Source organism: Streptomyces sp. NPDC051452, assembly GCF_044454765.1.
GTDB lineage: Bacteria > Actinomycetota > Actinomycetes > Streptomycetales > Streptomycetaceae > Streptomyces.
On the sequence record NZ_JBITEB010000004.1, the window covers coordinates 507,031 to 532,443 of the forward strand.

General features: G+C 71.4%; 19 protein-coding genes. 11 read left to right on the forward strand and 8 right to left on the reverse strand.

Going from position 1 to position 25,413, the window contains the following annotated elements:
* The first annotated feature begins 53 nt into the window (after window positions 1–53).
* The 5 genes from ACIBA9_RS14575 to ACIBA9_RS14595 all read left to right on the forward strand — a co-directional run bounded on the left by ACIBA9_RS14575 (window position 54) and on the right by ACIBA9_RS14595 (window position 5,424).
* Window positions 54–638, forward strand: coding sequence for a winged helix-turn-helix domain-containing protein (locus tag ACIBA9_RS14575; RefSeq protein WP_399362849.1), 585 nt, complete (start codon window positions 54–56; stop codon window positions 636–638).
* A gap of 61 nt (window positions 639–699) precedes the next feature.
* Window positions 700–1,746, forward strand: coding sequence for an NAD-dependent epimerase/dehydratase family protein (locus ACIBA9_RS14580; RefSeq protein WP_399362851.1), 1,047 nt, complete (start codon window positions 700–702; stop codon window positions 1,744–1,746).
* A gap of 32 nt (window positions 1,747–1,778) precedes the next feature.
* Complete coding sequence (locus ACIBA9_RS14585; protein ID WP_399362853.1) at window positions 1,779–3,056, forward strand: sensor histidine kinase; 1,278 nt, start codon at window positions 1,779–1,781, stop codon at window positions 3,054–3,056.
* Window positions 3,041–3,694 (forward strand): LuxR C-terminal-related transcriptional regulator, encoded by a 654-nt coding sequence (locus ACIBA9_RS14590; protein ID WP_399362855.1) that lies wholly within the window; start codon window positions 3,041–3,043, stop codon window positions 3,692–3,694. Before ACIBA9_RS14585 ends, ACIBA9_RS14590 begins: the two co-directional genes overlap by 16 nt.
* A 173-nt stretch (window positions 3,695–3,867) precedes the next feature.
* A complete protein-coding gene (locus tag ACIBA9_RS14595) occupies window positions 3,868–5,424 on the forward strand; it encodes a DUF1996 domain-containing protein (RefSeq protein ID WP_399362857.1) in 1,557 nt (518 codons plus the stop codon).
* Window positions 5,425–5,511: 87 nt separating this feature from the next.
* Here the strand turns inward: ACIBA9_RS14595 and ACIBA9_RS14600 are convergent, their stop codons facing one another.
* Entirely contained in the window at window positions 5,512–5,910 is a 399-nt protein-coding gene (locus tag ACIBA9_RS14600) for a hypothetical protein (RefSeq protein WP_399362859.1), read from the reverse strand.
* Window positions 5,911–6,046: 136 nt separating this feature from the next.
* Here ACIBA9_RS14600 and ACIBA9_RS14605 point away from each other — a divergent pair, with 136 nt between their 5' ends.
* The 5 genes from ACIBA9_RS14605 (at window position 6,047) to ACIBA9_RS14625 (ending at window position 11,290) form a co-directional block, all read left to right on the forward strand.
* A complete protein-coding gene (locus ACIBA9_RS14605; protein WP_399362861.1) occupies window positions 6,047–6,547 on the forward strand; it encodes a tetratricopeptide repeat protein in 501 nt (166 codons plus the stop codon).
* A 49-nt stretch (window positions 6,548–6,596) separates the two neighbouring features.
* A complete protein-coding gene (locus ACIBA9_RS14610; RefSeq protein WP_399362863.1) occupies window positions 6,597–8,507 on the forward strand; it encodes a hypothetical protein in 1,911 nt (636 codons plus the stop codon).
* 84 nt (window positions 8,508–8,591) lie between these two features.
* A complete protein-coding gene (locus ACIBA9_RS14615; protein WP_399362864.1) occupies window positions 8,592–9,488 on the forward strand; it encodes a metal-dependent hydrolase in 897 nt (298 codons plus the stop codon).
* A complete protein-coding gene (locus ACIBA9_RS14620; RefSeq protein ID WP_399362866.1) occupies window positions 9,488–10,537 on the forward strand; it encodes a PDR/VanB family oxidoreductase in 1,050 nt (349 codons plus the stop codon). Before ACIBA9_RS14615 ends, ACIBA9_RS14620 begins: the two co-directional genes overlap by 1 nt.
* Window positions 10,538–10,597: 60 nt before the next feature.
* On the forward strand, window positions 10,598–11,290 hold the full coding sequence (locus ACIBA9_RS14625) for a TetR/AcrR family transcriptional regulator (RefSeq protein WP_399362980.1): 693 nt from the start codon (window positions 10,598–10,600) through the stop codon (window positions 11,288–11,290).
* Between the two features lie 7 nt (window positions 11,291–11,297).
* On the opposite strand, the gene ACIBA9_RS14630 is transcribed toward ACIBA9_RS14625, so the two are convergent.
* The 7 genes from ACIBA9_RS14630 to ACIBA9_RS14660 all read right to left on the reverse strand — a co-directional run bounded on the left by ACIBA9_RS14630 (window position 11,298) and on the right by ACIBA9_RS14660 (window position 23,956).
* Window positions 11,298–11,660 carry a 5-carboxymethyl-2-hydroxymuconate Delta-isomerase gene (locus tag ACIBA9_RS14630; protein ID WP_399362868.1) on the reverse strand — a complete coding sequence of 121 codons (363 nt, stop codon included), beginning with the start codon at window positions 11,658–11,660 and terminating at the stop codon, window positions 11,298–11,300.
* A 32-nt stretch (window positions 11,661–11,692) separates the two neighbouring features.
* Complete coding sequence (gene pulA / locus ACIBA9_RS14635; RefSeq protein WP_399362870.1) at window positions 11,693–17,092, reverse strand: pullulanase-type alpha-1,6-glucosidase; 5,400 nt, start codon at window positions 17,090–17,092, stop codon at window positions 11,693–11,695.
* 163 nt (window positions 17,093–17,255) lie between these two features.
* Window positions 17,256–18,632, reverse strand: a complete 1,377-nt coding sequence (locus ACIBA9_RS14640) for an alpha-amylase family protein (RefSeq protein WP_399362872.1) — start codon at window positions 18,630–18,632, stop codon at window positions 17,256–17,258.
* 149 nt (window positions 18,633–18,781) lie between these two features.
* Entirely contained in the window at window positions 18,782–20,470 is a 1,689-nt protein-coding gene (locus ACIBA9_RS14645; protein ID WP_399362874.1) for a glycoside hydrolase family 13 protein, read from the reverse strand.
* Between the two features lie 185 nt (window positions 20,471–20,655).
* Entirely contained in the window at window positions 20,656–21,561 is a 906-nt protein-coding gene (locus ACIBA9_RS14650) for a sugar ABC transporter permease (RefSeq protein WP_399362876.1), read from the reverse strand.
* 13 nt (window positions 21,562–21,574) lie between these two features.
* Window positions 21,575–22,579, reverse strand: coding sequence for a carbohydrate ABC transporter permease (locus ACIBA9_RS14655; protein ID WP_399362878.1), 1,005 nt, complete (start codon window positions 22,577–22,579; stop codon window positions 21,575–21,577).
* A gap of 105 nt (window positions 22,580–22,684) precedes the next feature.
* Window positions 22,685–23,956 (reverse strand): extracellular solute-binding protein, encoded by a 1,272-nt coding sequence (locus ACIBA9_RS14660; protein WP_399362880.1) that lies wholly within the window; start codon window positions 23,954–23,956, stop codon window positions 22,685–22,687.
* Between the two features lie 381 nt (window positions 23,957–24,337).
* On the opposite strand from ACIBA9_RS14660, the gene ACIBA9_RS14665 reads away from it, so the two are divergent.
* A complete protein-coding gene (locus ACIBA9_RS14665; RefSeq protein ID WP_362157331.1) occupies window positions 24,338–25,372 on the forward strand; it encodes a LacI family DNA-binding transcriptional regulator in 1,035 nt (344 codons plus the stop codon).
* The last annotated feature ends 41 nt before the right edge of the window (window positions 25,373–25,413 follow it).

Here is a 25,413-nt window from a genome sequence, read left to right on the forward strand (position 1 = left end):
TCGCGGCCGTCGTCCTGCCCGACGAACCTCTCGCGCGAAAGAGCTGATCCCTCATGGCGACCTCCCGTTCCGTCTCCACCGCCACCCTGACCGCCCCTGCCAACGGCACCCGGCACCGGCTGCGCGCCGTAGACCGGGACGAGGTGGTCGACGTCGCGGACTTCCTGCCCCCGGGCGCCACCTGGCTGCCCGCGCCGCAGCACACCCTGCCCACCCTGCCCGGCCAGCCGCCGATGGTCGGCTACCTGGTGCTGGTCCCGGCCGACCAGCGGCCGCCGTTCCCGCCGGTCGCGGTGCCGGACCGGACGCCGGCCCCGGGGGCCGGGGCGACGCCGGCGGGCTCCGAACCGCTGGTGCGCATCGACCCCGTGCGGCGCACCGCCAGCGTCGACGGCCAGGACCTCGACCTGACCTACCTGGAGTTCGAGCTGCTCGCGCACCTGGTGGCCCACCCGCACCGGGTGCACACCCGCGACCAGCTCGTCACCACGGTGTGGGGTTACGGCCACGTCGGCGACGGCCGCACCGTCGACGTGCACATCGCCCGGCTGCGCCGCAAGCTGGGGGCACAGCACCGCAAGGCCATCCAGACGGTTCGCCGGGTCGGCTACAAGTACACCCCGCCGACGACCCGTTGACCGCTCTGCCGGCGGCAGACTCCCCTACCGGCCGGCGCCCCGGCCGGGCACGATCACCGGCATGAGACTTCTGGTGCTGGGCGGTACGGAGTTCGTGGGGCGGGCGGTCGTGACGGCCGCCCTGGGGCGCGGCTGGGAGGTGACCGTCTTCCACCGGGGACGGCACCGGCCCCCGCCCGGCGCACGGGCGCTGCACGGCGACCGCGCCACCGCCGCCGGCCTCGCCGCCCTCGCCGACCACGACGGCCGCTGGGACGCCGTGGTGGACACCTGGTCCGCGGCGCCGCGAGCCGTACTGGCGGCGGCCCGGCTGCTGCGGGGCCGGACCGGACGGTATGTGTACGTCTCCAGCCGGTCCGTGTACGCCTGGCCCTCGCCGCCCGGAGCCGCCGAGGACGCTCCGCTGGTGGCGGGGGCCGCCGCCGATGCCGGGGCGAGCGACTACCCGCGCGACAAACGCGGTGGCGAGCTGGCCGCCATGGCGGCCTTCGGCGAGCGGGACTCGCTGCTGGTGCGGGCCGGGCTGATCCTCGGCCCGCACGAGAACATCGGCCGGCTGCCCTGGTGGCTGACCCGGATCGCCCGCGGTGGCCCGGTCCTGGCGCCCGGGCCGCGAGACGTGCCGATCCAGTTCATCGACGTGCGCGACCTCGCCGACTGGATCGTCGGCGCGGTGGAGCGGGAGTCGAGCGGGCCGTACAACCTGGTGGCACCGCCCGGCCACACCACCATGGGCGAACTGCTCGAAGCGTGCGTGCGGGCCACCGGCGCCGACGCCGAACTGCGCTGGACCGACCCGGAGGTGATCCTGGCCGCCGGGATCGAGCCGTGGACCGGGCTGCCGGTGTGGGCCCCGCCGGGCGGCGAGACGTACGACGCCGTGCACCGCGCCGACGTCTCCCGGGCGGTGGCCACCGGGCTGGTGTGCCGGCCGGTCGACGCGACCGTCGCCGACACCTGGCGCTGGCTCACGCGGATCGGGGGCACGGCCCCGCGGCGCCCGGACCGGGCCGCCCCGGGCGTGGCCCCGGAGGTGGAGGCGAGGGTGCTGGACGCGGTGCGGGGTGTATCTGGCACCACCCTCGAAGAGGGGGCCTTGGACGACTGACCCGGTGTGCGGCCGTCGGCGAGACTGACGCCATGAACACCGACACCGGACGCCAAGCGACACGGGCCCGCGCGCGAGAGGTCGTGCTGGCCGCCGTCCAGGGACTGATCCTGGCCCTGGTCGTGCTGCCCTTCAGCGTGGCGTTCCTCGCCCTGACCCTCGTCTCCGTCGCGCTCGTCCCGCTCGGCGTCGGGCTCTTCACGACTCCGGCGGTCCTGGCCGGCGTACGGGCGCTGGCGGACGCCCGCAGGAGGCTCGCGGCCGAGTGGTGCGGGGTGCTCATCCCGTCGGCGTACCGGCCCGTGCCGCCCGGCACCAGGCCGTGGACCCGTACCCTGCTCCTGCTGCGCGACCCGTGGACCCGGCGGGACCTGCTGTGGCTGCCGGTGGACATGACGGCGGGTTTCGTCACCGCGCTGCTCCCGGCCATGCTGCTGATCTTCCCGTTCGAGGGGTTCCTGCTCGCGGCCGGGCTGTGGCGGGCGTACGTGCGCGAGCCGGGCGACGTCTACTGGTACGCCTTCGTGCCGATCACCGGGCAGGTCTCCGCCCTCGGCGCCGCCGTGGTCGGCGCCGGTGTCCTCGCCGTCGCCTGGCGCTTCACCCCGCGGCTGCTCACCGCTCATTTCCGGCTCGTGCGGGCCGTCCTCGGCGGCGACCGGGACCAACTCGCCGAGCGGGTGAGGGTGCTGACCGAGACGCGGCAGGACGCGGTGGACACCTCGGCCGCCGAGCTGCGCCGGATCGAGCGGGACCTGCACGACGGCGCGCAGGCGCGGCTCGTCGCGATGGGCATGGACCTCGGCACCATCGAGATGCTGGTCGAGCGCGACCCCGCCCAGGCGAAGCGGCTGCTCGCCCAGGCCCGCCGGAACTCCGCCGACGCCCTGGAGGAGCTGCGCGACCTGGTGCGCGGCATCCATCCGCCGGTCCTCGCCGAGCGTGGACTCGGCGACGCCGTACGGGCGTTCGCGCTCAGGCTGCCGCTGCCGACGGAGGTGAGCGTGGAGCTGCCCGGCCGGGCCGAGGCGCCGGTGGAGTCGGCGGCCTACTTCGCGGTCGGCGAGGTGCTCACCAACGCCGTCAAGCACTCCGGCGCCGCCCGGATCTGGGTCGACCTGCACCACACCGACGGCAGGCTGCGGGTCACCGTCACCGACAACGGCGGGGGCGGTGCGGCGGTCGGGGGCGGCTCGGGACTGGCCGGGGTCGAGCGGCGGCTCGGTACCTTCGACGGCGTCCTGGCCGTCAGCAGCCCCGTGGGCGGCCCCACCATGGTGACGATGGAGATCCCGTGCGTGTTGTCCTAGCGGAAGACCTCTTCCTGCTGCGTGACGGACTGGTCCGGATGCTGGAGGCCTACGGCTTCGAGATCGTGGCGGCCGTCGAGTCCGGCCCCGAACTGACCCGTGCGCTCGTAGAGTCGGCTCCGGACGTCGCCGTGGTCGACGTCCGCCTGCCGCCCACGCACACCGACGAGGGTCTGCAGTGCGCCCTCGCGGCCCGCCGGCAGCGGCCGGGGCTGCCGGTGCTGGTCCTCTCCCAGCACGTGGAACAGCTGTACGCGCGCGAGCTGCTCGCCGACGGCGCCGGCGGGATCGGCTATCTGCTGAAGGACCGGGTCTTCGACGCCGATCAGTTCGTGGACGCCGTACGACGCGTGGCGGCGGGCGGTACGGCGATGGACCCGCAGGTGATCCAGCAGCTGCTGTCCCGGCGGGCCGCCGACGACCGGCCGCTCGCCCAGCTCACCCCGCGCGAACGAGAGGTGCTGGAACTGATGGCGCAGGGCCGCTCGAACGCGGGCATCGCCGCCCAGCTCGTGGTGACGGAACGGGCCATCGCCAAGCACACCTCCAACATCTTCGCCAAGCTGGGCCTTGAGGTGTCGGACGATGACAACCGGCGTGTGCTGGCCGTGCTCGCCCATCTCGACCGGGATCGTTGATTTGTCCGAACCTCCCGCACTCAGAGCGGTGTTGATACCCCCGTGACGCGAGGAATCCGTGATGAATTCGTGAGACCTCTGAACACCCCCGGGGCGGCGTCCGTATGGATGGGCGCCGCTTCACTCCTGTCGGGCGCCTCGATGCTGCCCCGCAAGGAAGTCAGAGGAGTTCCATGGGACGCAACACACGAAAACGCCGTACGCCGTTGGCCACCAAGGCCATTGCCGCATCGGCGGCCCTAGCGCTCGGTGGGGGCGGGCTGATCTGGGCGAACTTCTACGCCTCGGCGCACGAGTCGAACCACCAGTCGTGGGGAGGCAACCAGACCAAGGCCGCCACGGCCCAGGTCGCCACGCTCTCCTGCCCGGACGTCGGCCAGAAGCTGACGAACGTGCCGACCTCCGCGCGGGGCGAGGTCGCCGGCGAGCTGGCCAACCTGGACCGCCAGATCACCGACGCCTACCAGCGTCTGGCGACCACGCGGGACGCGCAGACGAGGGACGCGAGCTTCGTACAGAACTCCATCCTGCAGCCGCTCCAGGACCGGCGGAAGGCGATCCTGGACCGGATCAGGCTGGAGATCACCCGCGTCGGCGGCACCGCCCCCGCTGACCTGGACACGCTGGCCACCTGCACGGCGCAGAGCGCCAACCAGACCACCGCCGGCGGCCAGCAGCAGGGCGGCGGTCAGCAGAACAACACCGGTGGCCAGCAGCAAGGCGGCGGCCAGCAGCAGAACAACACCGGCGGCCAGCAGCAAGGCGGCGGCCAGCAGGGCAACGGGCAGCAGCAGAACGTCGGCGGACAGGCCGGCAACGGGCCCGTCGCCGCCGACTTCGTGGACATCACCAAGGTCCAGCCGAACGTGCAGGCCAAGCCCCGGGCGCAGGGCAACGCCTCGACCGGTACGTTCACCACGCGCTGCGGTGTGAACGCCAACAAGAACCACAACACCGACAACGTGATCGTGGCGCCCGGCGTGACCAACGGTGCGCACCACCTCCACGACTACGTCGGCAACCAGAAGATCAACGCGTTCTCCAGCAACCAGACGTTCCTGCAGGGCGGCACCAGCTGCCAGAACCGCAGCGATCTGTCCTCGTACTACTGGCCGGTGGTCCGGGTCCAGGACGGGTCCCAGGACTTCGACCAGAACAAGGACGGCGGTGGCAAGGAGGGCAACGTCGGCAAGATCCTGACGCCGTCGCAGGCGCAGATCAAGTACGTCGGCAGCCCGACGAGCAAGGTCGTGGCGATGCCGCAGTTCCTGCGGATCATCACCGGTGACGCCAAGACCACCACCAACGGCCTGGCCAACGCCAACGCGCACTGGAGCTGCACCGGCTTCGAGAACAAGGTGCAGCTGACCACGCAGTACCCGATCTGCCCGCAGGGCAGTCAGGTGGTGCGGACGTTCGCCTTCCAGAGCTGCTGGGACGGGCAGAACATCGACAGCGCCAACCACCGCACACATGTCGCGTTCGCCGACGCGAACGGCAACTGCCAGAACGGCTTCAAGGCCATTCCGCAGCTGACGATGCGCCTGGTGTACAACATCAAGCCGCCCGTCCTGCAGAACGGCCAGGTGAAGAACGCCTACGCGGTGGACGGCTTCCCCGAACAGCTCCACAAGCCGGCCACGGACCACGACGACTTCATCAGCATCACGAAGAACGGCCTGGCCAACCGGATCGCCAACTGCGTCAACCGCGGTCAGAACTGCTCCTGACGCGCACGGCCCGCCCCTGACAGAAGGCCGGTGACGGATCCCCTCCCGTCACCGGCCTTCGCCGTGCCCGTCCGTGCGTCCGGCGCATCAGCCGCCGTGCGCGTGCGCGTGGTGGTCGACGCCGATCTCCACCTCGCCTCCGAGGGTGCCGCGCAGCGCCTGGACCATCCCGTCGTCGCCGACGGCCACCCACTTGCGGCCGACGAGGTAGAAACCGCCGTAGTCCTTCGCGTCGTTGATCCACTCGCGCTGGCCGCGGTCGGTGGCGAAGGTGGCGAGGATGAACTTGCCCTTGCTGTTATGGCACAGGGCCTGGCGGATCTCGTCGGCGTCGGTCTGCATGTTCGGCTTGCACTTCACCTCGGCGGCCAGACGCTCCAGGCTGCCGGTGGCCGTGGGCGGCACCGCCCGGGTGTCCGCGCCCTGGCTGCAGCCCGCCAGCGCCAGTAGGGCCGCGGCGCCGAGCAGCAGTCCTGTCAACCTCATGTGTTCCTCCGGTCCTGGTGGGACGAGCATGCCGCGTGGAGCCCCGGCGCGGGACCCCGCCCCACGGATACGGCTCCCGCGGCCCGTGTGCTCAAATTCGCCGCCCCGATCCGCACGGGCGTGCGAGGGTGGCCTGGTGAACCAGAACTGGGAAGACCGTGTGGCGGCCGCCTGGGCCTCCTTCGACGCGTATCCGCAGGAGCGGGCGCACGAGTTCCGCGCCGTGATCGACGCGCTGGCCGCCGAGCTGCCGGACGACAGCGCGCTCGGCCCCTTCGAGCGGGCCTGCGCCTGGGACTCGACCGGGCACTCGGACAAGGCGGTGCCGCTGTACCGGGAGGCGCTCGCGCGGGGACTCGACGGCTACAAGGGGCGACGGGCCAGGATCCAGCTGTCGAGTTCGCTGCGCAACACCGGGCGGGCCGAGGAGGGGGTGCGCCTGCTCACCCCCGAACTGGACGGCCCGTCGGACGAGTTGGACGACGCGGTGCGGGCCTGTCTCGCCCTGTGCCTGTCCTCCCTCGGCCGCGACCGGGAGGGTCTGTCGCTGGTCCTCGGCGCCCTCGCTCCCCATCTGCCGCGCTATCAGCGGTCGATGGCCAACTACGCGCGTGCCCTGGTCGAGCCGGAGTCCTGAACCACCCGTCCGGGGGTGACTTCCCACCGCTTCGCTCGTTCTCCCGGACGTGCAGTCACAGGATGTAGCCCAGCGTCACGCACCCGCTTCCGCCGGACCGGTCGGCATCGAACAGGCCGAGGCCGCGCTCGTGGAGCACTATCCACGGCTGGTCCGGATCGCCTACCTGGTACTGCCGCCGGGCCTCGGCCGCAGCCGCCGGGTGCTGACCGCGCACGCGCTCACCCAGCGCGCCCTGCCCCGGGGCCGCAAGCGGGCCGCCGTCCTGCCGGCCCAGGTCTCGGGCCGCGAGGGCGACCCCGGGTACGCCTGCCTCCGCGAGCGCGTCCTGCGTGCCGCGCTGGAGGCGGCGCGGCCCCGCAAGGGCCTGCCCCGGCTCTCCCAGCTGCCGTCGCCGCTGCCCCAGGTGTGGGGGCTGCGGCTGTTCCCGCGCTCCGGCGGGGCCGATGAACTGGCCCTGGACCAGCGGCTGTCGGCCCTGTCCGGGCCGGCCCGGGCCGCCTATGTGCTGCGCGGCCTCGAGCAGCTGCCCGACGCCGCGATCCGCAGCGTCCTCCAGGCCGCCGGCGTCGACGACCCGGGCGGCGCGCTGGCCGCCGCCAACGGGGTGCCCGCGCAGCCCGCACTGCTGTCCTCCCCCGAGTTCGACCCCTGCTCGCTGCAGGCGCGGCCCACTGATCTGCTGCGGCGCCGCCAGCACACCAAGGCCGCCCTCGCCGCGGCGGCCGCGCTCGCGGTGTGCGGGGTGCTGGTCGCGATGCCCGGCGGCGGCTGGGGCCCCGACGGGGCCGCCGCGCCCGTGTACGCCGGGAACCCGGCCGCCGAGGCCGCCCTCGACCCCGGCCGGGTGACCCAGGTCTCCCCCGGTGTCTGGCGGTCCGCGGCGCGCGCCGACTTCTCGGTGTGGCCCGCGCGCGGGCCACTGACCGGCGACCGGGCCCTGCTGCGGCGCGCCCTGGCCGTCTGGGCCCGCCCCGGTGGGACGGTCCGCGTCTCGGCGACCCCCGGTACCCAGACCGGTGGCCCGGCCGGACCGCCCCAGCTGCTGTACGCGGGCGTGGTCGACAACGCCCGGCTGGTGATCTTCTACGACGGTCTGCGCATCGCCCGCTATGCCGAACCGAAGGACGGCACCCAGGGGGCGGCCCTCGACTTCGCCCGGGTCGACGGCGCGTCCGGCGCCGAGGCGAGCGCCCTGGTGCTGGGCCGCTCCGACGGCAACGTCCGCTATCTGACCGCGCCATGGGTGCGCAAGGCGGCCGCGCGGGACCTGACCAAGCCGGACGCGGCCGTGACGCCCCTGGCCCTCGGCGACGGGGTTACCGCACCGCTGGCCAGCCCCGCGCTGCGTCCCGGCGACTGTGCCTCGTGGACCGTGCTCCAGCTGACCGACGCCTCCGGCACCCGGCTCGCCACCGATCTCGGCGAGCTGGTCCCGGCCCATCTCACCGCCGGGCGCCCCGGCTCGCCCGGCGAGGCGACCGGTGCGCAGGGGCTGCGGGCCTGGGCGCCGTTCGCCTGTTCGCTGGCGGCCGAGCGCTCGGCGGGCATCCGCAGCGTCAACGCCTGGGCGTACGCCGCGCAGCCGCTGCCCGACGGCAGCGGGGCGGCCGACTGGGTGTGCACACGCGCCGAGACGTGGCGCGGTGACGGTACGGCCGCGATGGCCCAGTTCCACCCGCCGGGCCAGGCGGCCGGGACGGCCGTCGCGAAGGGCACGGACACCCCGGCGTGCGGGGCGCGCGATCCGCAGGTGCTGGCCGGGGTGCTGTGGAAGTCCGGTGCCGGGCACTGGTACCTGCTGGCGGCCGGCGGCAAGGACACCGCGTCGATCCGGGCGACGGGCGGGGTCACCGCCTCCGGGCGGGGGCCGTTGCTGGCGGCCCGGGCCGCGCAGGGGGCGCGGGCGGACCTGACGGGGACGCTGACGGACGGCCGGCCGGTGGCCGGTCTGCACTAGGGTCGCCGAGCTTTGCTGACATGGGCGTAAACAAGCCCCGCTGGAGGGGTTCTCAGGCGCACTACCCGCCAGTACATTGACGCCATGTCTAACACGCAGGCCCGGCCGGTGGAGTCCGAGCGCATCCCGCTCAAGGCCCGCAACGTGTCCTTCTCGTGGGAGGACACACCGCTGCACTGGGTGCCCGGCGATCCGTTCACCACGCACACCATCAACGTGCTGCACCTGCTGCTGCCCGCCGGTGAGCGGTGGTTCGTGCACGTGTACAAGCAGGCACTGCCCCTCATCCGGGACGACCGGCTCCGCGAGGACGTCGTCGGGTTCATCGGCCAGGAGGCCATGCACTCCCAGGCACATGACGAGGTCCTGCCGCACCTGCGCGAGCTGGGCCTCGACCCGACGCCGTACACCGCGCAGGTGGACTGGTTCTTCGAGAAGCTGCTCGGCGACCGCACCCTGCCGCCGGGCAGGCCGCGCCGCTGGTGGCTGCTGGAGCGGGTGGCCCTGATCGCGGCCATCGAGCACTACACCGCCTTCCTCGGCGACTGGGTGCTCAACGCCGGCGAACTGGACCGGCGCGGCGCCGACCCGACCATGCTGGACCTGCTGCGCTGGCACGGCGCCGAGGAGGTCGAGCACCGCTCGGTCGCCTTCGACCTGTTCCTGCACGTCGACGGCGGCTACCGGCGCCGGGCACGTACCTGGGCCGCGGCCTTCTCGGCGCTGCTGTTCCTGTGGCAGCGCGGGGTGCGCTTCTTCATGGCGAACGATCCGACGCTGGTCGACGGCAAGGCGTCCTTCCTGGACTTCCACCGGCGCGGCCGGCAGGGCACCCTGCCCGCGACCGGGGACATGCTCAAGTCCATACCGCGCTACCTCAGCCGCGGCTACCACCCCTCCCACGAGTGCTCCACCGCCCAGGCCGTGGCCTATCTGGCCTCCTCCCCGGCCGCGCTCGCCGCGGCGAGGGAGGGCGCGTGATGCCGAAGCCGCGGACCCTCGCCCTGCTCGCGGGCGCCGCCCTGCTGGGCCGGCGGGCCCTGCGCCGCCGTGTGCAGGCCTCCCCGCTGTGGCCGCTGCCCACCCTGGACCCGCCGGTCTCCGGCCGGCCGCGGTCGCGGGCCCTGCGGCTGCTGCTCACCTCCCACGAGACCATCGCCGACGGTGTCGCCCGGCTCCGGCTGGAGGGCTCCGCCCTGCCCGCCTGGGCGCCCGGGTCCCATATCGACCTGGTCCTGCCCTCCGGGCTCGTCCGGCAGTACTCCCTGTGCGGGGATCCGGCCGACGCCTGCGCCTACACGGTCGCCGCACGGCTGGTGGAGGACGGCCGGGGCGGCTCCCGCGAGGTGCACGAGCAACTCGCCGAGGGCATGGAACTCCAGGTGCGCGGACCGCGCAACCGCTTCCCGCTGGTCGAGGCGCCCGCATACGTGTTCGTCGCCGGCGGTATCGGCATCACCCCGGTCCTGCCCATGCTGCGGGCCCTGCCGGACGGCAGCGACTGGCGGCTGCTGTACGGCGGGCGGACCCGGGCCTCGATGCCGTTCCTGGCGGAGGTGCGCGAACTGGCCGGTGACCGTCTGACGGTCGTCGCCGAGGACGAGGACGGCTGGCCCGACCTGGACGCGCTGTTCGCGGACGTCCCGGAGGGGACGGCCGTCTACTGCTGCGGGCCCGAGGGGCTGATGGCGGCGGTCGAGGCCCGGCTGCCCGAGGGCGCCGCGCTGCACCTCGAACGGTTCGCGCCCCGGGCGGCGACCGGGCCGGACACCGAGTTCGAGGTGGAACTGAGGCGCAGCGGGCGGACGTTCACGGTGGCCGCCGACTCCACCGTGCTGGCCGCCGTACGGCGCGCGCTGCCGGACACCGTCTACTCCTGTGCGCAAGGGTTCTGCGGGACCTGCCAACAGCGCGTGCTGGAAGGCGAGATCGATCACCGCGACGAGCTGCTGACGGACGCGGAACGCGCCGACTCCATGCTGATCTGCGTCTCGCGGGCCCGGGGCGATCGTCTGGTGCTCGACATGTGAGCGTCGGCGGCCGGATTCGATCGGTAAGGTGTTCGCATGAGTACCGGGGTTCGCCGCAGGATGGGCGTCGAGGAGCGGCGGCAGCAGCTGATCGGCGTGGCCCTCGACATGTTCAGCAGGCGCTCGCCCGACGAGGTCTCCATCGACGAGATAGCGTCCGCCGCGGGTATCTCGCGCCCGCTGGTCTACCACTACTTCCCCGGCAAACTCAGCCTGTACGAGGCCGCGTTGAAGCGGGCCGCGGAGGATCTCGCGGGCCGCTTCGCCGAGCCGCACGAGGGTCCGCTCGGCGCCCGGCTGCTGCGGGTGATGCGCCGCTTCTTCGACTTCGTGGACGAGCACGGCCCCGGTTTCTCGGCGCTGATGCGCGGCGGCCCGGCGGTCTCGGCGGACGGAGTGGGCTCCCGGGAGCATGTCTCGGCCACGCACGCGCTCATCGACTCCGTGCGGCAGGCCGCGTACGAACAGATGCTGTCGCACCTCGGCGTGGACGTCGCCTCGCCACGGCTGGAGCTGGTCGTCCGCTCGTGGATCTCGCTGGCCGAGTCCACGGCGCTGCTCTGGCTGGACGGCCGGCGCATCCCGCGTGCCGAGCTGGAGGTCCAGCTGGTGCACGACTTCGCCGCGCTGGCCGCCGTCGGCGCCGCCCACGACGAGGACATGGCCGCGCTGCTGCGCACCATGGTCGAACGCGAGCCGGCCGACGGCCCCTTCGCGAAGCTCGTCGGCCGGCTCGTGTCCCTCGCCTCCTGAGCGACGCCTACCGGTCGTCCTTCCGGTACGAGGGGTCGAGGTCGCGGACCTCGGCGGAGGCGTGCAGGGTGAACGCGGCGTCCGCCACATGCTCGCGGAGCAGCTCCAGCGCGGTCTCGGCCAGCCGCGCCCTGGTCTCCTCGGCGCGTCCGGCGAGGAGCCCGATCGTCACGTGCACGACGGCGTGCCCGCGCGCCCCGGGATCCTCGTACCCGAACACCGTGTGCGCGCTCGGCCGGAACAGCGTCTTGCACGCCTCCGGCTTCGCCGCCGCGATCTCCACGGTCGCCTCGTGCAGGGCCCGGGCGAAGCCCGCCCGGTCGAAGGCGCTCTCCATGGTGTCGGAGTAGTCGATGGTGATCTGCGGCATGCGCACTCCTGTTCTACGGCAACGCCCTCACCCTAGTGGCCGGTCCGGGTGAACACCGCGACCGTCCGCGCCGGCACGGTGAACGTGCCCGGGCCGGCCGCGTACCGGGCGGTCTTCACCACCGGGTCCGCGCCGCCGGCCTGCGCCGGGTGCAGCCGGTAGCGGGTCCCTGCGAGGGCGCCGATCGTCTGCTCCTGCCGCTGCGGGGTGGCGTTGAAGACCACGACCAGCTCGCCGAGCCGCATGGTGATCACCCCCGGGGTCTCGTCCTTCCCCGACACCGGGAACGACAGCCGGTCCTGCACCCGGTCGGCCGTGCCGAGGGAGAACGACTTCTCCGTCGTACGGATCCTGAGCAGGTCCCGGTAGGCGGCCGAGGCGCCGGTGATCTGCGGGCAGCCCACCTTCAGGGTCGTGAGCAGCGGCCGGGCGTAGTCCCACTTGGCCTGGTTGTCGGCCGCCGGGGGCAGTCCGCGTCCGAAGCCGTTGCCGTCGGCGCAGTTCCAGTGGATGGCGTTGAACCAGTCCCCGCTGTCGAAGGAGTTGCGGTCCAGCGACTTGGAGCGCAGCAGGTCGGTGCCCGCCTGGGAGAGGGCTGGCCCCTGCGAGAGCGCGGCCGTGGCCATCGCGAGGACCTGCATCCGGGCCCGGTCCGAGGCGGACGTGCCCTTGGGCAGCTTGTAGGCCAGGGCGTCGAACAGCGACTCGTTGTTGTGCGCGTCCACATAGGCGAGGGCGTCGCCGGGAGCGTCCGCGTATCCGGCGGGTGAGCCGTTGTAGTCCACCTGCGCGCCGGTGACCTGCTTGCCGTCCGTGTCCGTGAAGCGGTACCGGGCGAGGTTGCCGGTCAGCCCGACCTTGATCAGGTCCTGGTAGTGCAGCAGCCGTGCCTTCTGCTCCGCCGTGGTGCCGTTGGCGGTGGAGGCGTTGGGGTCGGTGTACAGCCCGGAGGCGAAGCCCTGGACGCCGGGGTCGGCGTCGAAGGGGCTGCCGCCGCGCACGGCGTCGCGGGCACGGTCGGAGAAGGTGGCGATCCCGGTGCCGGCCATGTTCCGCTGGGTGGCCTGCACGAAACGGGCGTCGTCGGCCACCTCGCCGAAGTTCCAGCCCTCGCCGTAGAGGATGATCTTCTTGCCGTCGACGCCGTCCTTGGCGGGGGTCAGCGCGTCCAGGGCCCTGCGGACGGCCAGGATGTTGGCCTTCGGGTGGTGGCCCATGAGGTCGAAGCGGAATCCGTCGACCTTGTACTGCTTGGCCCAGGTGACGATCGAGTCCACGACGAGCTTGCCCATCATCGCGTTCTCCGGCGCGGTGTTGGCGCAGCAGGTGCTGTCGGCGACCGACCCGTCGGCGAGGAGCCGCTGGTAGTAGCCGGGCACGATCCGGTCGAGGACCGAGGTGTCCGCCTGGCCGGCGGCCGCCGTGTGGTTGTAGACGACGTCCATGACGACCCGCAGCCCGTCCCGGTTGAGCCCCTGGACCATCTGCCGGAACTGCACGGTACGGGCGGTGCCGTCGGGGTCGGTGGCGTACGAGCCCTCGGGGACCGTGTAGTGGTACGGGTCGTAGCCCCAGTTGTAGGCGTCCTTCGCGGCGGTCTTCGCCACGCAACTCTGCTGCTTGTCGGAGTCGGCCGGGTAGGAGGCGAGGTCGCAGTCGGGGTGGGCCTGGTCGGCCTTCCGCTCGGGGATGGTGGCGATGTCGAAGGCGGGCAGCAGATGCACGTAGGAGGTTCCGGCCTTCGCCAGTGCCTTCAGGTGCTTCGAGCCGTCGCTGTCCTTGTCGGTGAACGCCAGGTAGGTGCCGGGGTGCTTGGCGGTGGGGTCGCCCATCGAGAAGTCCCGGATGTGCAGCTCCTGGATCTGCGCGTCCCTCAGCGGCACGGCCCTGGGCTTGCGCAAGGCCGACCAGCCGGTGGGCGCGAGGGACTTGTCGTCCAGGTCGACGACGAGGCTGCGCTCGGAGTTCGCGGTGAGCGCGAGGGAGTAGGGGTCGGTGACCTTGTTGGTGACCACCTTGCGGACGCTGGGCGCCCACACCTTCACCACGTACCGGTAGGGCTTGCCCTTCCAGGACGCCGGGCCGGTGACGGACCAGACGCCGGTGGAGGCGTCGCGGCGCATCTTCACGGCCCTGCCGTCGAGGTCGAGGTGGACGCTCTGCGCGGTCGGCGCCCAGACGGCGAGGGTCGGCCTGCCGTCGCGGAAGGTCGGCCCGAGGGCGGCCTTCGTCGCGCCGGGGTACAGATCGTCCAGCACGCCGGCGATCTGCACGCCGGTCGCGGCCAGCACGGCGCCGTTGGCCGCCCGCTGCGAGGCCACGAGCTGCCCCTTCAGGGCAGCGCGCACCCGGTCCCGGTCACGCGGGTCGACGGACCAGGAGACGTAGTCCTTCAAATGCGGGAACTTCGCCTTCTGGGCGTCGGTGAGCGCCGTCTTGGTCAGACGCAGCCAGTGCTCGTCGTCGCTGGTCAGCGTGCCATCCTTGACGGCGATGGAGCCGTGCGGGGAGTACAGGAGCTGGGTGGAGGCGGCGCCTTCGACGCCGTTCCAGGCGACGGTGTCCCGGTCGATCCAGACCGCCTTGGAGGTGGTGAGGTCGAGGGCGGCGGCGCTGCCCGCGGGCTGCGGCAGCAGGTGCTTGTCCTGGCCGTTCAAGAGCCACACCTCGTGCCCGTCGGCCTTGAGGTCAAGGGACTGGTCGGTGGGCAGGTCCTTGTCGTCGCCCTTGTGGATGATGTAGCTGAGGCTGGTGGCACCCTCGGCGAGGGGAACCTCGAAGACCGCGCCATAGGCGTCAGTCTTCACCGGCTTCAGGGGGTTCGACCAGTCGGTGGGGTTCGCGGCGCCCGTCCAGACGTGCAGGCCCCAGCCGTCGTAGTTCCCGTCGGCGCGGTGGTAGTGGACGACCGCCTTGCTCGTGTCCTGGGCCGGGTAGTCCGGCTTCTGGGTGAGCACGGCGTCCTTGCCCTGCTCGATCCAGACCTCACCCGTCCTGGTGACGTCGATGGACCGGTCGGCGGAGACGTCCTTGTCGCCGTTCTTGTCGATCACCAGGAAGCCGACGTTGGAGGCGCCGGGCTTGAGCTTGACGTAGGCGAAGGCGCCGTAGGCGTCGCGGCCGACGAAGGGGTGGCTGGCGGGCCAGTTCGTCGCCTCGCCGTCGGCGAGGTCGCCCCAGGCGTACAGGCCCCAGTCGGCGTAGTCGCCGTCCGTGCGCTTGTAGTGGACGACCGCGTAGTCGCGGGAGGAGGCCGTGGGGACCTCGGGGGCGGCCGGGGCGCCGGTGGTGGTGCTCGCGGTGGCGCTCGCGGTGTGCCCGGCCGAGTCGATCACGACCGCCTTGTAGCGCAGTGCGGTGCCGGCCGGCACGTCGTCGCCGATGACCTGGGTGACCTTGTAGGGAGCGTGGTCGGCGGAGCCCAGCGTGCGCCACTTGCCGTTGCCGACCTGGGCGGCGAAGACGACGCGGTCGAGCCCGCCGCCCTCGACGTCCGCGCTCGGCTCGACGGTCCCGGTCGCGCCGGCGGCCGGCGCGGTCAGGGTGATCGCCGGCTTCGTGGCGGGCTTGGCGAGGGTGCCCGCGGCCTTGTAGACGACCGTGGCGCCGGCCGGAACGGTGACGGTGAGCCGGCGGTCGGCGTCGGAGGCGCGGGTGTCGTCGGCGCCGTGGACACCGCGGTAGGACATGCCGGCCGAACCGGTGGTGAAGGTCGCCGTCTTCGCCTCGTCGGCGTTGTTGAGGGCGACGACGTACTCCTGGCCGGTCTTCGCGTCCGTACGGGTGAACGCGTAGATCCCGGCGCCGTCGGCGGCGTAGCGCTCCGTCTGGACGCCGTCGGTGAGTGCCGGGTTGTCCTTGCGGAGCTTGGCGAGGGCGGCGATCTGCCGGTACAGCGGGGCGCTCGTGTCGTAGGCGTCGCTCGCGTGGGTGCGGTCGGTGCCGATCTCGTCGTCGTCGAGGTAGTCGGCGACCTTGGAGGCGAACATCGTCTGGCGGGCGTCCTTGTCGCCGCCGGAGCCGGTGAAGCCCTGCTCGTCGCCGTAGTAGACGACCGGGTTGCCGCGGCTGAGGAACATCAGCTCGTTGGCGAACTCGTCCTTCTTCAGGATCTCGGCGTCGGTGGCCTTGGGGTTGTCCTGCTTCAGGAAGTAGCCGATGCGGCCCATGTCGTGGTTGCCGAGGAAGGTGACCTGCTCGTACGCGTTGGCCTTGTCGGTCGTGTACTTGTAGTCGTCACCGAAGACGCTCGCGAGCCGCCGGGCGCTGCCGCCCTGGGAGGCGTAGGCGCGGGCCGCGTCCTGGAAGGGGAAGTCCAGGGTGGCGTCGAGGCGGCCCCGCGTGACGTACGGGGAGGTGACGGCGGTGTCGGCCGAGTAGACCTCGCCGAACATGAAGAAGTTCTTCCGGCCGTGCGCGGCGGCGTACTTGTCCAGCGCGGTCGCCCACTGGGTCCAGAACTCCATGTTCACGTGCTTGACGGTGTCGATCCGGAAGCCGTCGACACCGAAGTCCCGCACCCAGCGCTGGTAGATCCGCTCCATGCCGGTGACCACCTCGGGACGCTCGGTCCACAGGTCGTCAAGGCCGGAGAAGTCGCCGTAGGTGGCGGACTCGCCGGCGTAGGTGGAGTCGCCCCGGTTGTGGTACATGGCCGGGTCGTTGAGCCAGGCGGGGACCTTGTCGTGGCTGGTGGCCCGTGGCGTGCGCGGGAAGGAGCGGGCGTCGACGGCGGGGAACCCCTTGCCGCCGGCCGCGTAGTCGGCGTCGTCGAAGGGCCGTCCGTCCTTCGTCAGGTAGGGGAAGGCGCCCTTGGAGAGGTAGTCGTAGGACTTCTCCTGGTAGTCGACGACGTCGGCGGTGTGGTTGGTGATGACGTCGAAGAAGACCTTCATGCCCTTGGCGTGCGCCCGGGAGATGAGGGTGGAGAGGTCCTGGTTGGTGCCGAAGTGGGGATCGACCTGGGTGAAGTCGGTGATCCAGTAACCGTGGTAGCCGGCCGAGGCGTTGGCGCCGGTGCCCTGGACCGGGCGGTTCTTGAAGATCGGGGCCAGCCAGATGGCGGTGGTGCCGAGGCCCTTGATGTAGTCGAGCCGCCGGGTCAGGCCCTTGAGGTCGCCGCCCTGGTAGAAGCCCTTGTCGGTGGGGTCGTAGCCGGTGCTGAGCCGGGAGCCGGTCAGTCCGCCGCGGTCGTTGGAGGTGTCCCCGTTGGCGAAACGATCCGGCATGACGAAGTAGAACTGCTCGCGGGTGTCGTCGTGCCGGGCGGGCGCGGCGGCGAGCCTCGCGTCCGACGGGGGCGCGGGCGGGGTGGCGGCGTGGGCCGCCAGTGGCTGGATCAGGGCCGCGGCGAGGGCGACGGCGGTGACCGCCGCGGCTCTGGCGCGGTGCGGGGTGCGGCGCGCCCGGGGCGCCGGCCATCTCGGTATCACAGGTGGTAACTCCTCGCGATCGCGGCTCTGTCGGGTCCGGCCCCTGTGCCCGCGGCACGGTTGCGCGGCCGGGCGCCCGCGCGACCGTACCGCCGGCGAAAGGGTTGCAGCAAGACTTCTGAAACGGCTGGAAAGAACTTTCAGGCCCGGTCCGGAAAGACGGTCAGCAGGCCGACTTGCCGGCGTAGACCGCCAAGGCCGTGTCGGAGCCGAGCGTGGCGGTGAGCTGCCCGGCGGAGTTCACGCCGACCGTCCGGTTGCCCTGCACGTCGCAGTAGGTCCCGGCCGGCAGCGAGGTCTGGTAGGTCCGGGTCAGGGACGTGGACTCGTGGTTGATCGCGACATAGCCCTTGCCGCCCCGGCCGAACGCGATGGCGTTGCCGCCGTCGTCCCACCAGTCGGTGACCGCCTGGCCGCGGGTGGTGTTGCGGAAGGCCACCATGGACCTGATCTCGGGCCAGGCGTGCTGGCACTTCCAGCCGTCCTGCCAACAGGCATTGACGGTGCCGCCGTTGGGTGGCCCGGCGTCGGCGTCGGACCACTCGTAGCCGGAGTTGACGTCGGGAGCGCCGTAGGGCCAGGCGAGCATGAAGACGTTGGCCAGGGTGTAGCTCGCGCCGCTCTTGTAGTTCAGGGTGCTGCCGTTGCGCTCGGTGTCGTGGTTGTCGACGAAGACGCCGGCCACCGAGCTGCTCAGATAGCCCCAGCCCTCGCCGTAGTTCTTCAGATACGCGAGCTTCTCCGCGGTGAAGACGCGCTTGAGGTCGTAGGCGTAGCGGAACTCCTGGACGTCCCCGTTGCCGGTGTACTCGGTGGGCTGGACCGCCTCGTTCGCGCCGTAGATGACCTCCTGCTTCCAGTAGGCGCCGGGATTGGTCAGTCGGCTCTTGATGTTCGCCAGGTCCTCGGCCGGGATGTGCTTGGCCGCGTCGATGCGGAAGCCGTCCACGCCGAGGCTCAGCAGGTCGTTCATATAGCCGGCGATGGTCTTGCGGACGTACTCCTCGCCGGTGTCGAGGTCGGCCAGGCCGACGAGTTCGCAGTGCTGGACGTTCCAGCGGTCGGCGTAGTTCGACACCTGCGCGGTGCAGTCGTCGAAGTCGTAGGAGGAGTACAGGCCGGGGTAGTCGTACTTCGTGTACGACGAGCCGCCCGTACCGGTGCCGGAGCCCGCCGACATGTGGTTGACGACCGTGTCGACCACGACCTTCACACCGGCCGCGTGGCAGCTGTCGACCATGTTCCGGAAGGCGGTGCGGTCGCCGAGACGGCCCGCGATCTTGTACGACACCGGCTGGTACGACGTCCACCACTGCGGGCCCTGTATGTGCTCGGCGGGCGGGGAGACCTGCACGTAGCCGTAGCCGGCCGGGCCGAGGGTGGAGGCGCACTCCCTGGCCACCGAGGCGTAGTTCCACTCGAAGAGGACGGCGGTGACGTCCTTGGCGCCGGGCGGGGCGGCCGCCGCGCTGGTCGGGTTCATGCCAATCAAGGCGGCGGTCGTGAGGGCGACCGCCAAGGGGAGGGTTCTGCGTGCCATGTGGGGGTCCTTCGACATTGAAGGCGCTTGCTGAAAAGTTTCAGCAAACTTGCGGTGACGCAGATGTTAAAGGCCCGCTGCCGGAAAGGCAGCGGGCCGGTGTGAAGTTGATGCGAGAACTTTTCGAAGGGCCGTCAGCTCACGGGGACTCAGCCCTCGGTGGACCACCACACCGTGGTGTCCGCCGGTACCTTCGCCTCCCCCTCGGCCTCGGTCACCTCGTCGCTGGCGAGCAGGACCCGGCCGAACGCCGGCATGGTCACCGACTCCCCCGTGGTGTTCGCGACACAGACGAAGGCGCCCCGGCGGAACGCCACGACGCCCTCCGGCGCGCGCAGCCACTCCACCGCGTCACCCGCGCCGAGGTCCGGCTGCGCCCGGCGGACGGCGAGCGCGTGGCGGTACAGCTCCAGCGTCGATCCGGGCTCACCGGTCTGCGCCTGCACGCTCAGCGCGGCCCAGTTGTCCGGCTGCGGCAACCAGCTGCCCCCGCTGCCGAAGCCGTACGAGCCGCCCTCGCGGGTCCACGGGATCGGCACCCGGCAGCCGTCGCGGAAGCCGTCCTGGCCGGCGCCCCGGAAGTACGCCGGGTCCTGGCGCACCTCGTCGGGCAGGTCCACCACGTCGGGCAGGCCCAGTTCCTCGCCCTGGTAGATGTACGCCGAGCCGGGCAGCGCCAGCATCAGCAGGGTCGCCGCCCGGGCCCGGCGCAGGCCCAGTTCGCGGTCGCCCGCGGTGCGGATCTGGGTGCCGAGGCCCGGGGGGTTGGCGAAGCGGGTGGCGTGCCGGGTGACGTCGTGGTTGGACAGCACCCAGGTGGCCGGGGCGCCGACCGGGCGCATGGCCTCGAGGGTGCGGTCGATGACCGTGCGCAGCTCGGCGGCGTCCCATTCGGTGGCCAGGTACTGGAAGTTGAAGGCCTGGTGCAGCTCGTCCGGGCGGACGTAGTGGGCGGTGCGCTCGACGGTCGGGGTCCAGGCCTCGGCGACGCAGATCCGCTCGCCGGAGTACTCGTCGAGGATGGTGCGCCACTGCCGGTAGATGGCGTGCACGCCGTCCTGGTCGAAGAACGGCATGACATCGTTGCCCAGCAGCTTGAGCTGGTCGTGGTCGCCGAGGTCGGGCAGTCCCTCGGCCTTGACCAGGCCGTGGGCCACGTCGACGCGGAAGCCGTCCACGCCCATGTCCAGCCAGAAGCGCAGGATGGAGCGGAACTCGTCGCCGACGGCCGGGTGTTCCCAGTTGAAGTCGGGCTGCTCGGGGGCGAAGAGGTGCAGGTACCACTCGCCGGGCGAGCCGTCGGGCTCGGTCACCCGGGTCCAGGCCGGTCCGCCGAAGATGGACTCCCAGTCGTTGGGCGGGAGTTCGCCGTTCTTCCCCTTGCCGGGACGGAAGTGGTAGCGCTCCCGGAGCGGGGAGCCGGGGCCCTCGGCGAGGGCGCGCTTGAACCACTCGTGCTGGTCGGAGGAGTGGTTGGGGACCAGGTCGACGATGATGCGCAGGCCCAGTTCGTGGGCGTCGCGGATCAGCGCGTCGGCGTCGAGCAGATTGCCGAACATGGGGTCGACGGCACGGTAGTCGGCGACGTCGTAGCCCGCGTCGGCCTGCGGGGAGGCGTAGAAGGGGCTGAGCCACACGGCGTCGACGCCGAGGTCGCGCAGGTAGGGAAGGCGGGAGCGGACACCTTCCAGGTCGCCCATGCCGTCGCCGTTGCTGTCGGCGAAGCTGCGCGGATAGACCTGGTAGATGACGGCGTCCCGCCACCAGTCGCGGCGGCGGTCGGCGACGGCGGCGACGGCGGAGCGGTCGGCCGGGGCTGCGGAGTGCTGCTGGCTCATGGCGTCCTTGGTACGTGACGGAATTCGGGTCATGGTCGTGGGTGCGGTGGCGGGCCGGGCGGGGGCCGGGGATGTGGGGCGGCCGCGGTGCCGGCGGGGTCTGGCGTCTCCCCTTCGGGGGAGGGCAACGCGGCCGCCCGCCCGCGCGCTCGGGCGCGCGGAGTCTCTTCCCGGACGAAGGGGGGTCAGCCCTTCGTGCCGCCCGCGGTGAGACCGGTCACCAGGTTCTTCTGCACGAGGTAGAAGAACGCGGAGACGGGTATCGCCACCAGCACGGCGGTGGCCGCCATCAGGTTGCGCTGGGCGTCGTGTTCGCTGACGAAGCTCTGCAGACCGACGGCGAAGGTGTACTTGCTGTCGTCCAGCATGAACGTCGAGGCGAAGGCCACCTCGCCGAAGGCGGTGATGAAGTTGTAGAACGCGGCGACCGCGAGCCCCGGCTTGGCGAGTGGCAGGATCAGCCGGAAGAAGGTGCCGAAGGGGGAGAGTCCGTCGACTCTTCCCGCCTCGTCGATCTCGAACGGGATCGTGTCGAAGTAGCCCTTGAGCAGCCACGCGCTGTAGGGCACGGCGGTGGAGCAGTAGACCAGGATCAGGCCGAGGTAGCTGTCGATGAGCTGCAGGTCCGACAGGATCTGGTACATCGGCACGATGAGCACGGCGATCGGGAACATCTGGGTGACCAGCAGCACCCACATGAACTTCTTGTAGCCCGGGAACCGCATCCGGGACACGGCGTACCCGGTGGTGGCGGCGACGAGGACGCCGATGACCGTGGTGCCCAGCGAGACGATCAGCGAGCTCTTCATCCAGTCGAAGAAGCCGGTGTGGCCGAGGACGAACGAGTAGTTGGCGAACGTCATCTTGTGCCAGATGCCGCCGGGGTGCAGGTAGTCGTCCTTGTCCGGGCCAAGGGAGAGGAAGACCAGCCAGGCGATCGGGAAGAGCGCGATCAGGCTCGCGACGATGAGGATGCCGTGGGAGGCGAGCGAGGCGAGCGGGCCGCTCTCACCGCGCCGGGGCCGGCGGGTGGCCTGCGCCGGGAGCTGCTCGGTCATGGTGGCGGACGCCTCGGCAGTGGTCGTGGTCATGGGTACTCCTGCCTCAGATCGCGAGCTGCTGCTCGTTGCGGTTCAGCCAGCGGCGGTAGAACGAGGTGAAGACGATCAGGATGGCCAGCAGCAGGATGCCGTAGGCGGCCGACTGGGCGAAGTCGCGCGGCTGCTGTCCGAAGCCCAGGTAGTAGGACCAGGTCACGAGGATCTGGGCGTCGGGGGCCGTGTTGCCGAACAGCAGGAAGATGACCGCGAACTGGTTGAACGTCCAGATCACGCCCAACAGCACGACGGTGGAGCTGACCGACCTCAGCCCGGGCAGCGTGACGTACCGGAAGCGCTGCCAGGCGCTCGCGCCGTCCATCTCGGCGGCCTCGTAGAGGGAGGCGTCGATGGACTGCAGGCCGCCGAGCAGGGAGACCATCATGAACGGCACACCGCACCAGGTGTTGACCATGATCGCGGCGAACCGCTGCCAGAACGTGTCCTCCAGCCACAGCGGCGCCGGCAGGTGCAGCGCGTCCAGGGCGGTGTTGATGATGCCGCCGTCGGCGAGCATGAAGCGCCAGCCGAAGACGGTGACGAAGGTGGGCACGGCCCACGGCAGGACCAGCAGCAGCCGGTAGAGGGTGCGGCCGCGCAGCTTCTGGTTGAGCAGCAGCGCCAGGCCGAGCCCGACGCAGTAGTGCAGCGCGACGCAGAGGACGGTCCAGGCGATCGTCCAGATGAAGTGCGACCAGAAGCGGTCGTACGCCGTCGGGCCGAACAGGATGTCCTTGTAGTTGTCGAGCCCGATGAACTTGTACGTGGCGTCGATGTGGTTGACGCCGATCGTGCGGGCCGAGTTGAGGCTGTTGGCGTCGGTGAGGGTGAGGTAGAGGCCCCGCACCAGCGGGTAGCCCACGAGGACGCCGAGTACGACCACCACCGGAGCGATCATCGCGTAGGCGTACCAGTATTTCTGGTAGCCGTTCCTGACGCGCTGCCCCAGCCCGGGACGAGGCGCGCGGTCACCGCGGCGCTTGCCGGTCGCGCGGTCGATGGCGACTGTCATGGTTCGACACCTTCGGAAAAGAGTTCGGGGGTGGGGCCGGGGTACAGACCGGTGGCCGCCGGATCCGCCGCCCCGAGGGGGACGGATCCGGCGGCCACCCTGGGCTCACTTGGTGAAGCCGGGCACCAGCTTGGCGATGGCCAGTTCGGCGTTGCCGAGGCCCTTGTCGAGCGACTCCTTGCCACCGGCGATCTTGGGCAGCTCGGTGTCGAGCGGACCCCACAGGGAGCTGTACTCGGGCAGCGCCGGGCGGGGCTGGGCGGCGGCCAGGACACCCTGGTAGCCCGCGATGCCGGGGTCGGCCTTGACCTGGGCGGTGTAGGCGTCGTCACGGGTGGGCAGCGTGGAGTTCTTCTGGGCGATGGTCTCCTGGGACTTCGCCGAGGTCATGAACTTCACGAACTTCAGCGCCGCGGCCTGGTGGGCCTGGTCGGAGCCGGCGTAGACCGAGAGGTTGTGGCCGCCGGTCGGGGCGCCCGCCTTGCCGGAGGAACCGGCCGGGACGGTGGCGATGCCGAGGTTGGACTTGTCCTTGAAGGCGCTGCCCTTGTAGAAGTTCGTGATCTCCCAGGGGCCCTGGATGATCGCGGCGACCTTGCCGTTGACGAACGCGTCCTGGATGTGGGCGTAGGCGTCGGCGGTGGTGTCGGCCTTGTGCAGGCCCTGTCCGGAGAAGGTGCTCAGCCAGGTGGCGTAGGCCTTCTTCGCGGCGGGCGAGTTCACGGTGATCTTCTTGGCGGAGGCGTCGACGGTGTCGGCGCCCTCGCCGTAGAGGAAGGTCTGGGCGTAGTAGGCCTGGGTGGAGCCCCAGTAGCCGTACACCTTGTCCTTGGTGTCGATCTTGGCGGCGTCGGCCTTCAGCTCGTCCCAGGTCTTGGGGGCCTCGGTGATGCCGGCCTTCTTGAACAGGGCCTTGTTGTAGACCAGGGCGAGGGTGTCGGTGACCAGCGGCACGCCGTAGGTCTTGCCCTCGTACTGGGCCTGCTTGATCAGGCTCGGCTGGAACTTCGCCTGATCGGCGAGGGCCTCGGTGCCGTCCAGCGGAAGGAAAAAGCCCTTCTTGGCGAAGGCGGGGGTCCAGCCGACCTCGGAGCGCAGCACGTCGGGGGCGCCCTTGGCGCCGGCGGCCGTGTCGAACTTGTTCTGCGCCTGGTCGAAGGGGACGTTGACGTACTTGACCTTGACGTTCTTGTCGGCGGCCTCGAACTGCTTGATCAGGGCCTGGTACGTCGGTGCCTCATTGGTGGCGTTGGAGGTGTCCCACCAGGTGATGGTGACCGGGCCGTCCGACTTCCCGCTGTCGTCGCTCCCGCCGCAGGCCGTCGCCGTGAGGGCGAGGGACGCCACCAGCGCGGAGGCCGCTATGCCACGCCGCATGAGTTCTCCTTGAGGGTTGAGCCCGTGTGCTGCAGGGAGCGGTCCCGTCCGCCGTCCCCGCTGTCGTGCCGACTGCGCCGTTGCGGCGGCCGGGCGACCAGGAACGTAACAGCGATGTAAGCGTTGCGAAAGACCTTGCAGAAAAAAAGTGCAAGGGAACACGATGGTTACCCCGCCGTGACCGGGCGGCACCCGCCGCACAACCGTGCAGCGCCACTGATGGGCGGTCCGGGCGGCACTTGTGCAAGACTCTGCAAGCTCTTGCCACCATGAACCCGAGGGAGCGCGATGAGGCAGCAACCCACGGCAGGCCGTTCACCCGCCGGCGCCCGGCGTCCGGCCGGTGTGCAAGGGGGCAGGCGACCGGTACAGTCCAGTGCCGTGACCACACGGCTTGCCGACATCGCTGCGCAGGCGGGGGTGAGCGAAGCGACTGTCAGCCGGGTCCTCAACGGGAAGCCGGGCGTCGCCGCCACCACCCGTCAGTCCGTGCTCGCCGCCCTCGACGTGCTCGGCTACGAGCGCCCGGTGCGGCTGCGGCAGCGCAGCGAGGGCCTGGTCGGTCTGATCACGCCCGAGCTGGAGAACCCGATATTCCCGGCCCTGGCACAGGTCATCGGCCAGGCGCTGACCCGCCAGGGCTACACACCGGTGCTCGCCACCCAGACCCCGGGCGGGTCGACCGAGGACGAGCTGACCGAGATGCTGGTGGACCGGGGGGTCGCGGGGATCATCTACGTCTCCGGGCTGCACGCGGACACCACCGCCGACATGCAGCGCTACGACCGGCTGCGCGCTCAGGGTGTGCCGTATGTGCTGGTGGACGGGTTCTCGCCGAAGGTGCAGGCGCCGTTCATCTCCCCCGACGACCGGGCGGCGATGACGCTCGCGGTGACCCATCTGGTGTCGCTGGGGCACACCCGGGTCGGGCTCGCGCTCGGTCCGAAGCGGTTCGTGCCGGTGCAGCGCAAGATCGAGGGTTTCGTGCGCGCGATGCACGACCAGCTGGGGCTGGCGGCGCCGACCGTGGAGAGCGAGCTGATCCAGCACTCGCTGTACACGCTGGAGGGCGGACAGGCGGCCACCACGGCGCTGATCGAGCGGGGCTGCACGGCGGTGGTCTGCGCCAGCGACATGATGGCCCTCGGCGCGATACGGGCCGCCCGGCAGCGGGGCCTGGAGGTGCCCCGGGACGTGTCGGTGGTCGGGTTCGACGACTCACCGCTGATCGCCTTCACCGACCCGCCGCTGACCACGGTCCGCAAGCCGGTCCCAGCGATGGGACAGGCCGCGGTGCGCACGCTGCTGGAGGAGATCGGCGGGACGCCGGCGCCGCACAGCGAGTTCGTGTTCATGCCGGAGCTGGTGGTGCGCGGTTCGACCGCCTCGGCGCCGCATGTCGTCCGCACGTCGTAGAAGGTGCATGGGGGACCCGACCTTGGGATGATCGGTCGAGC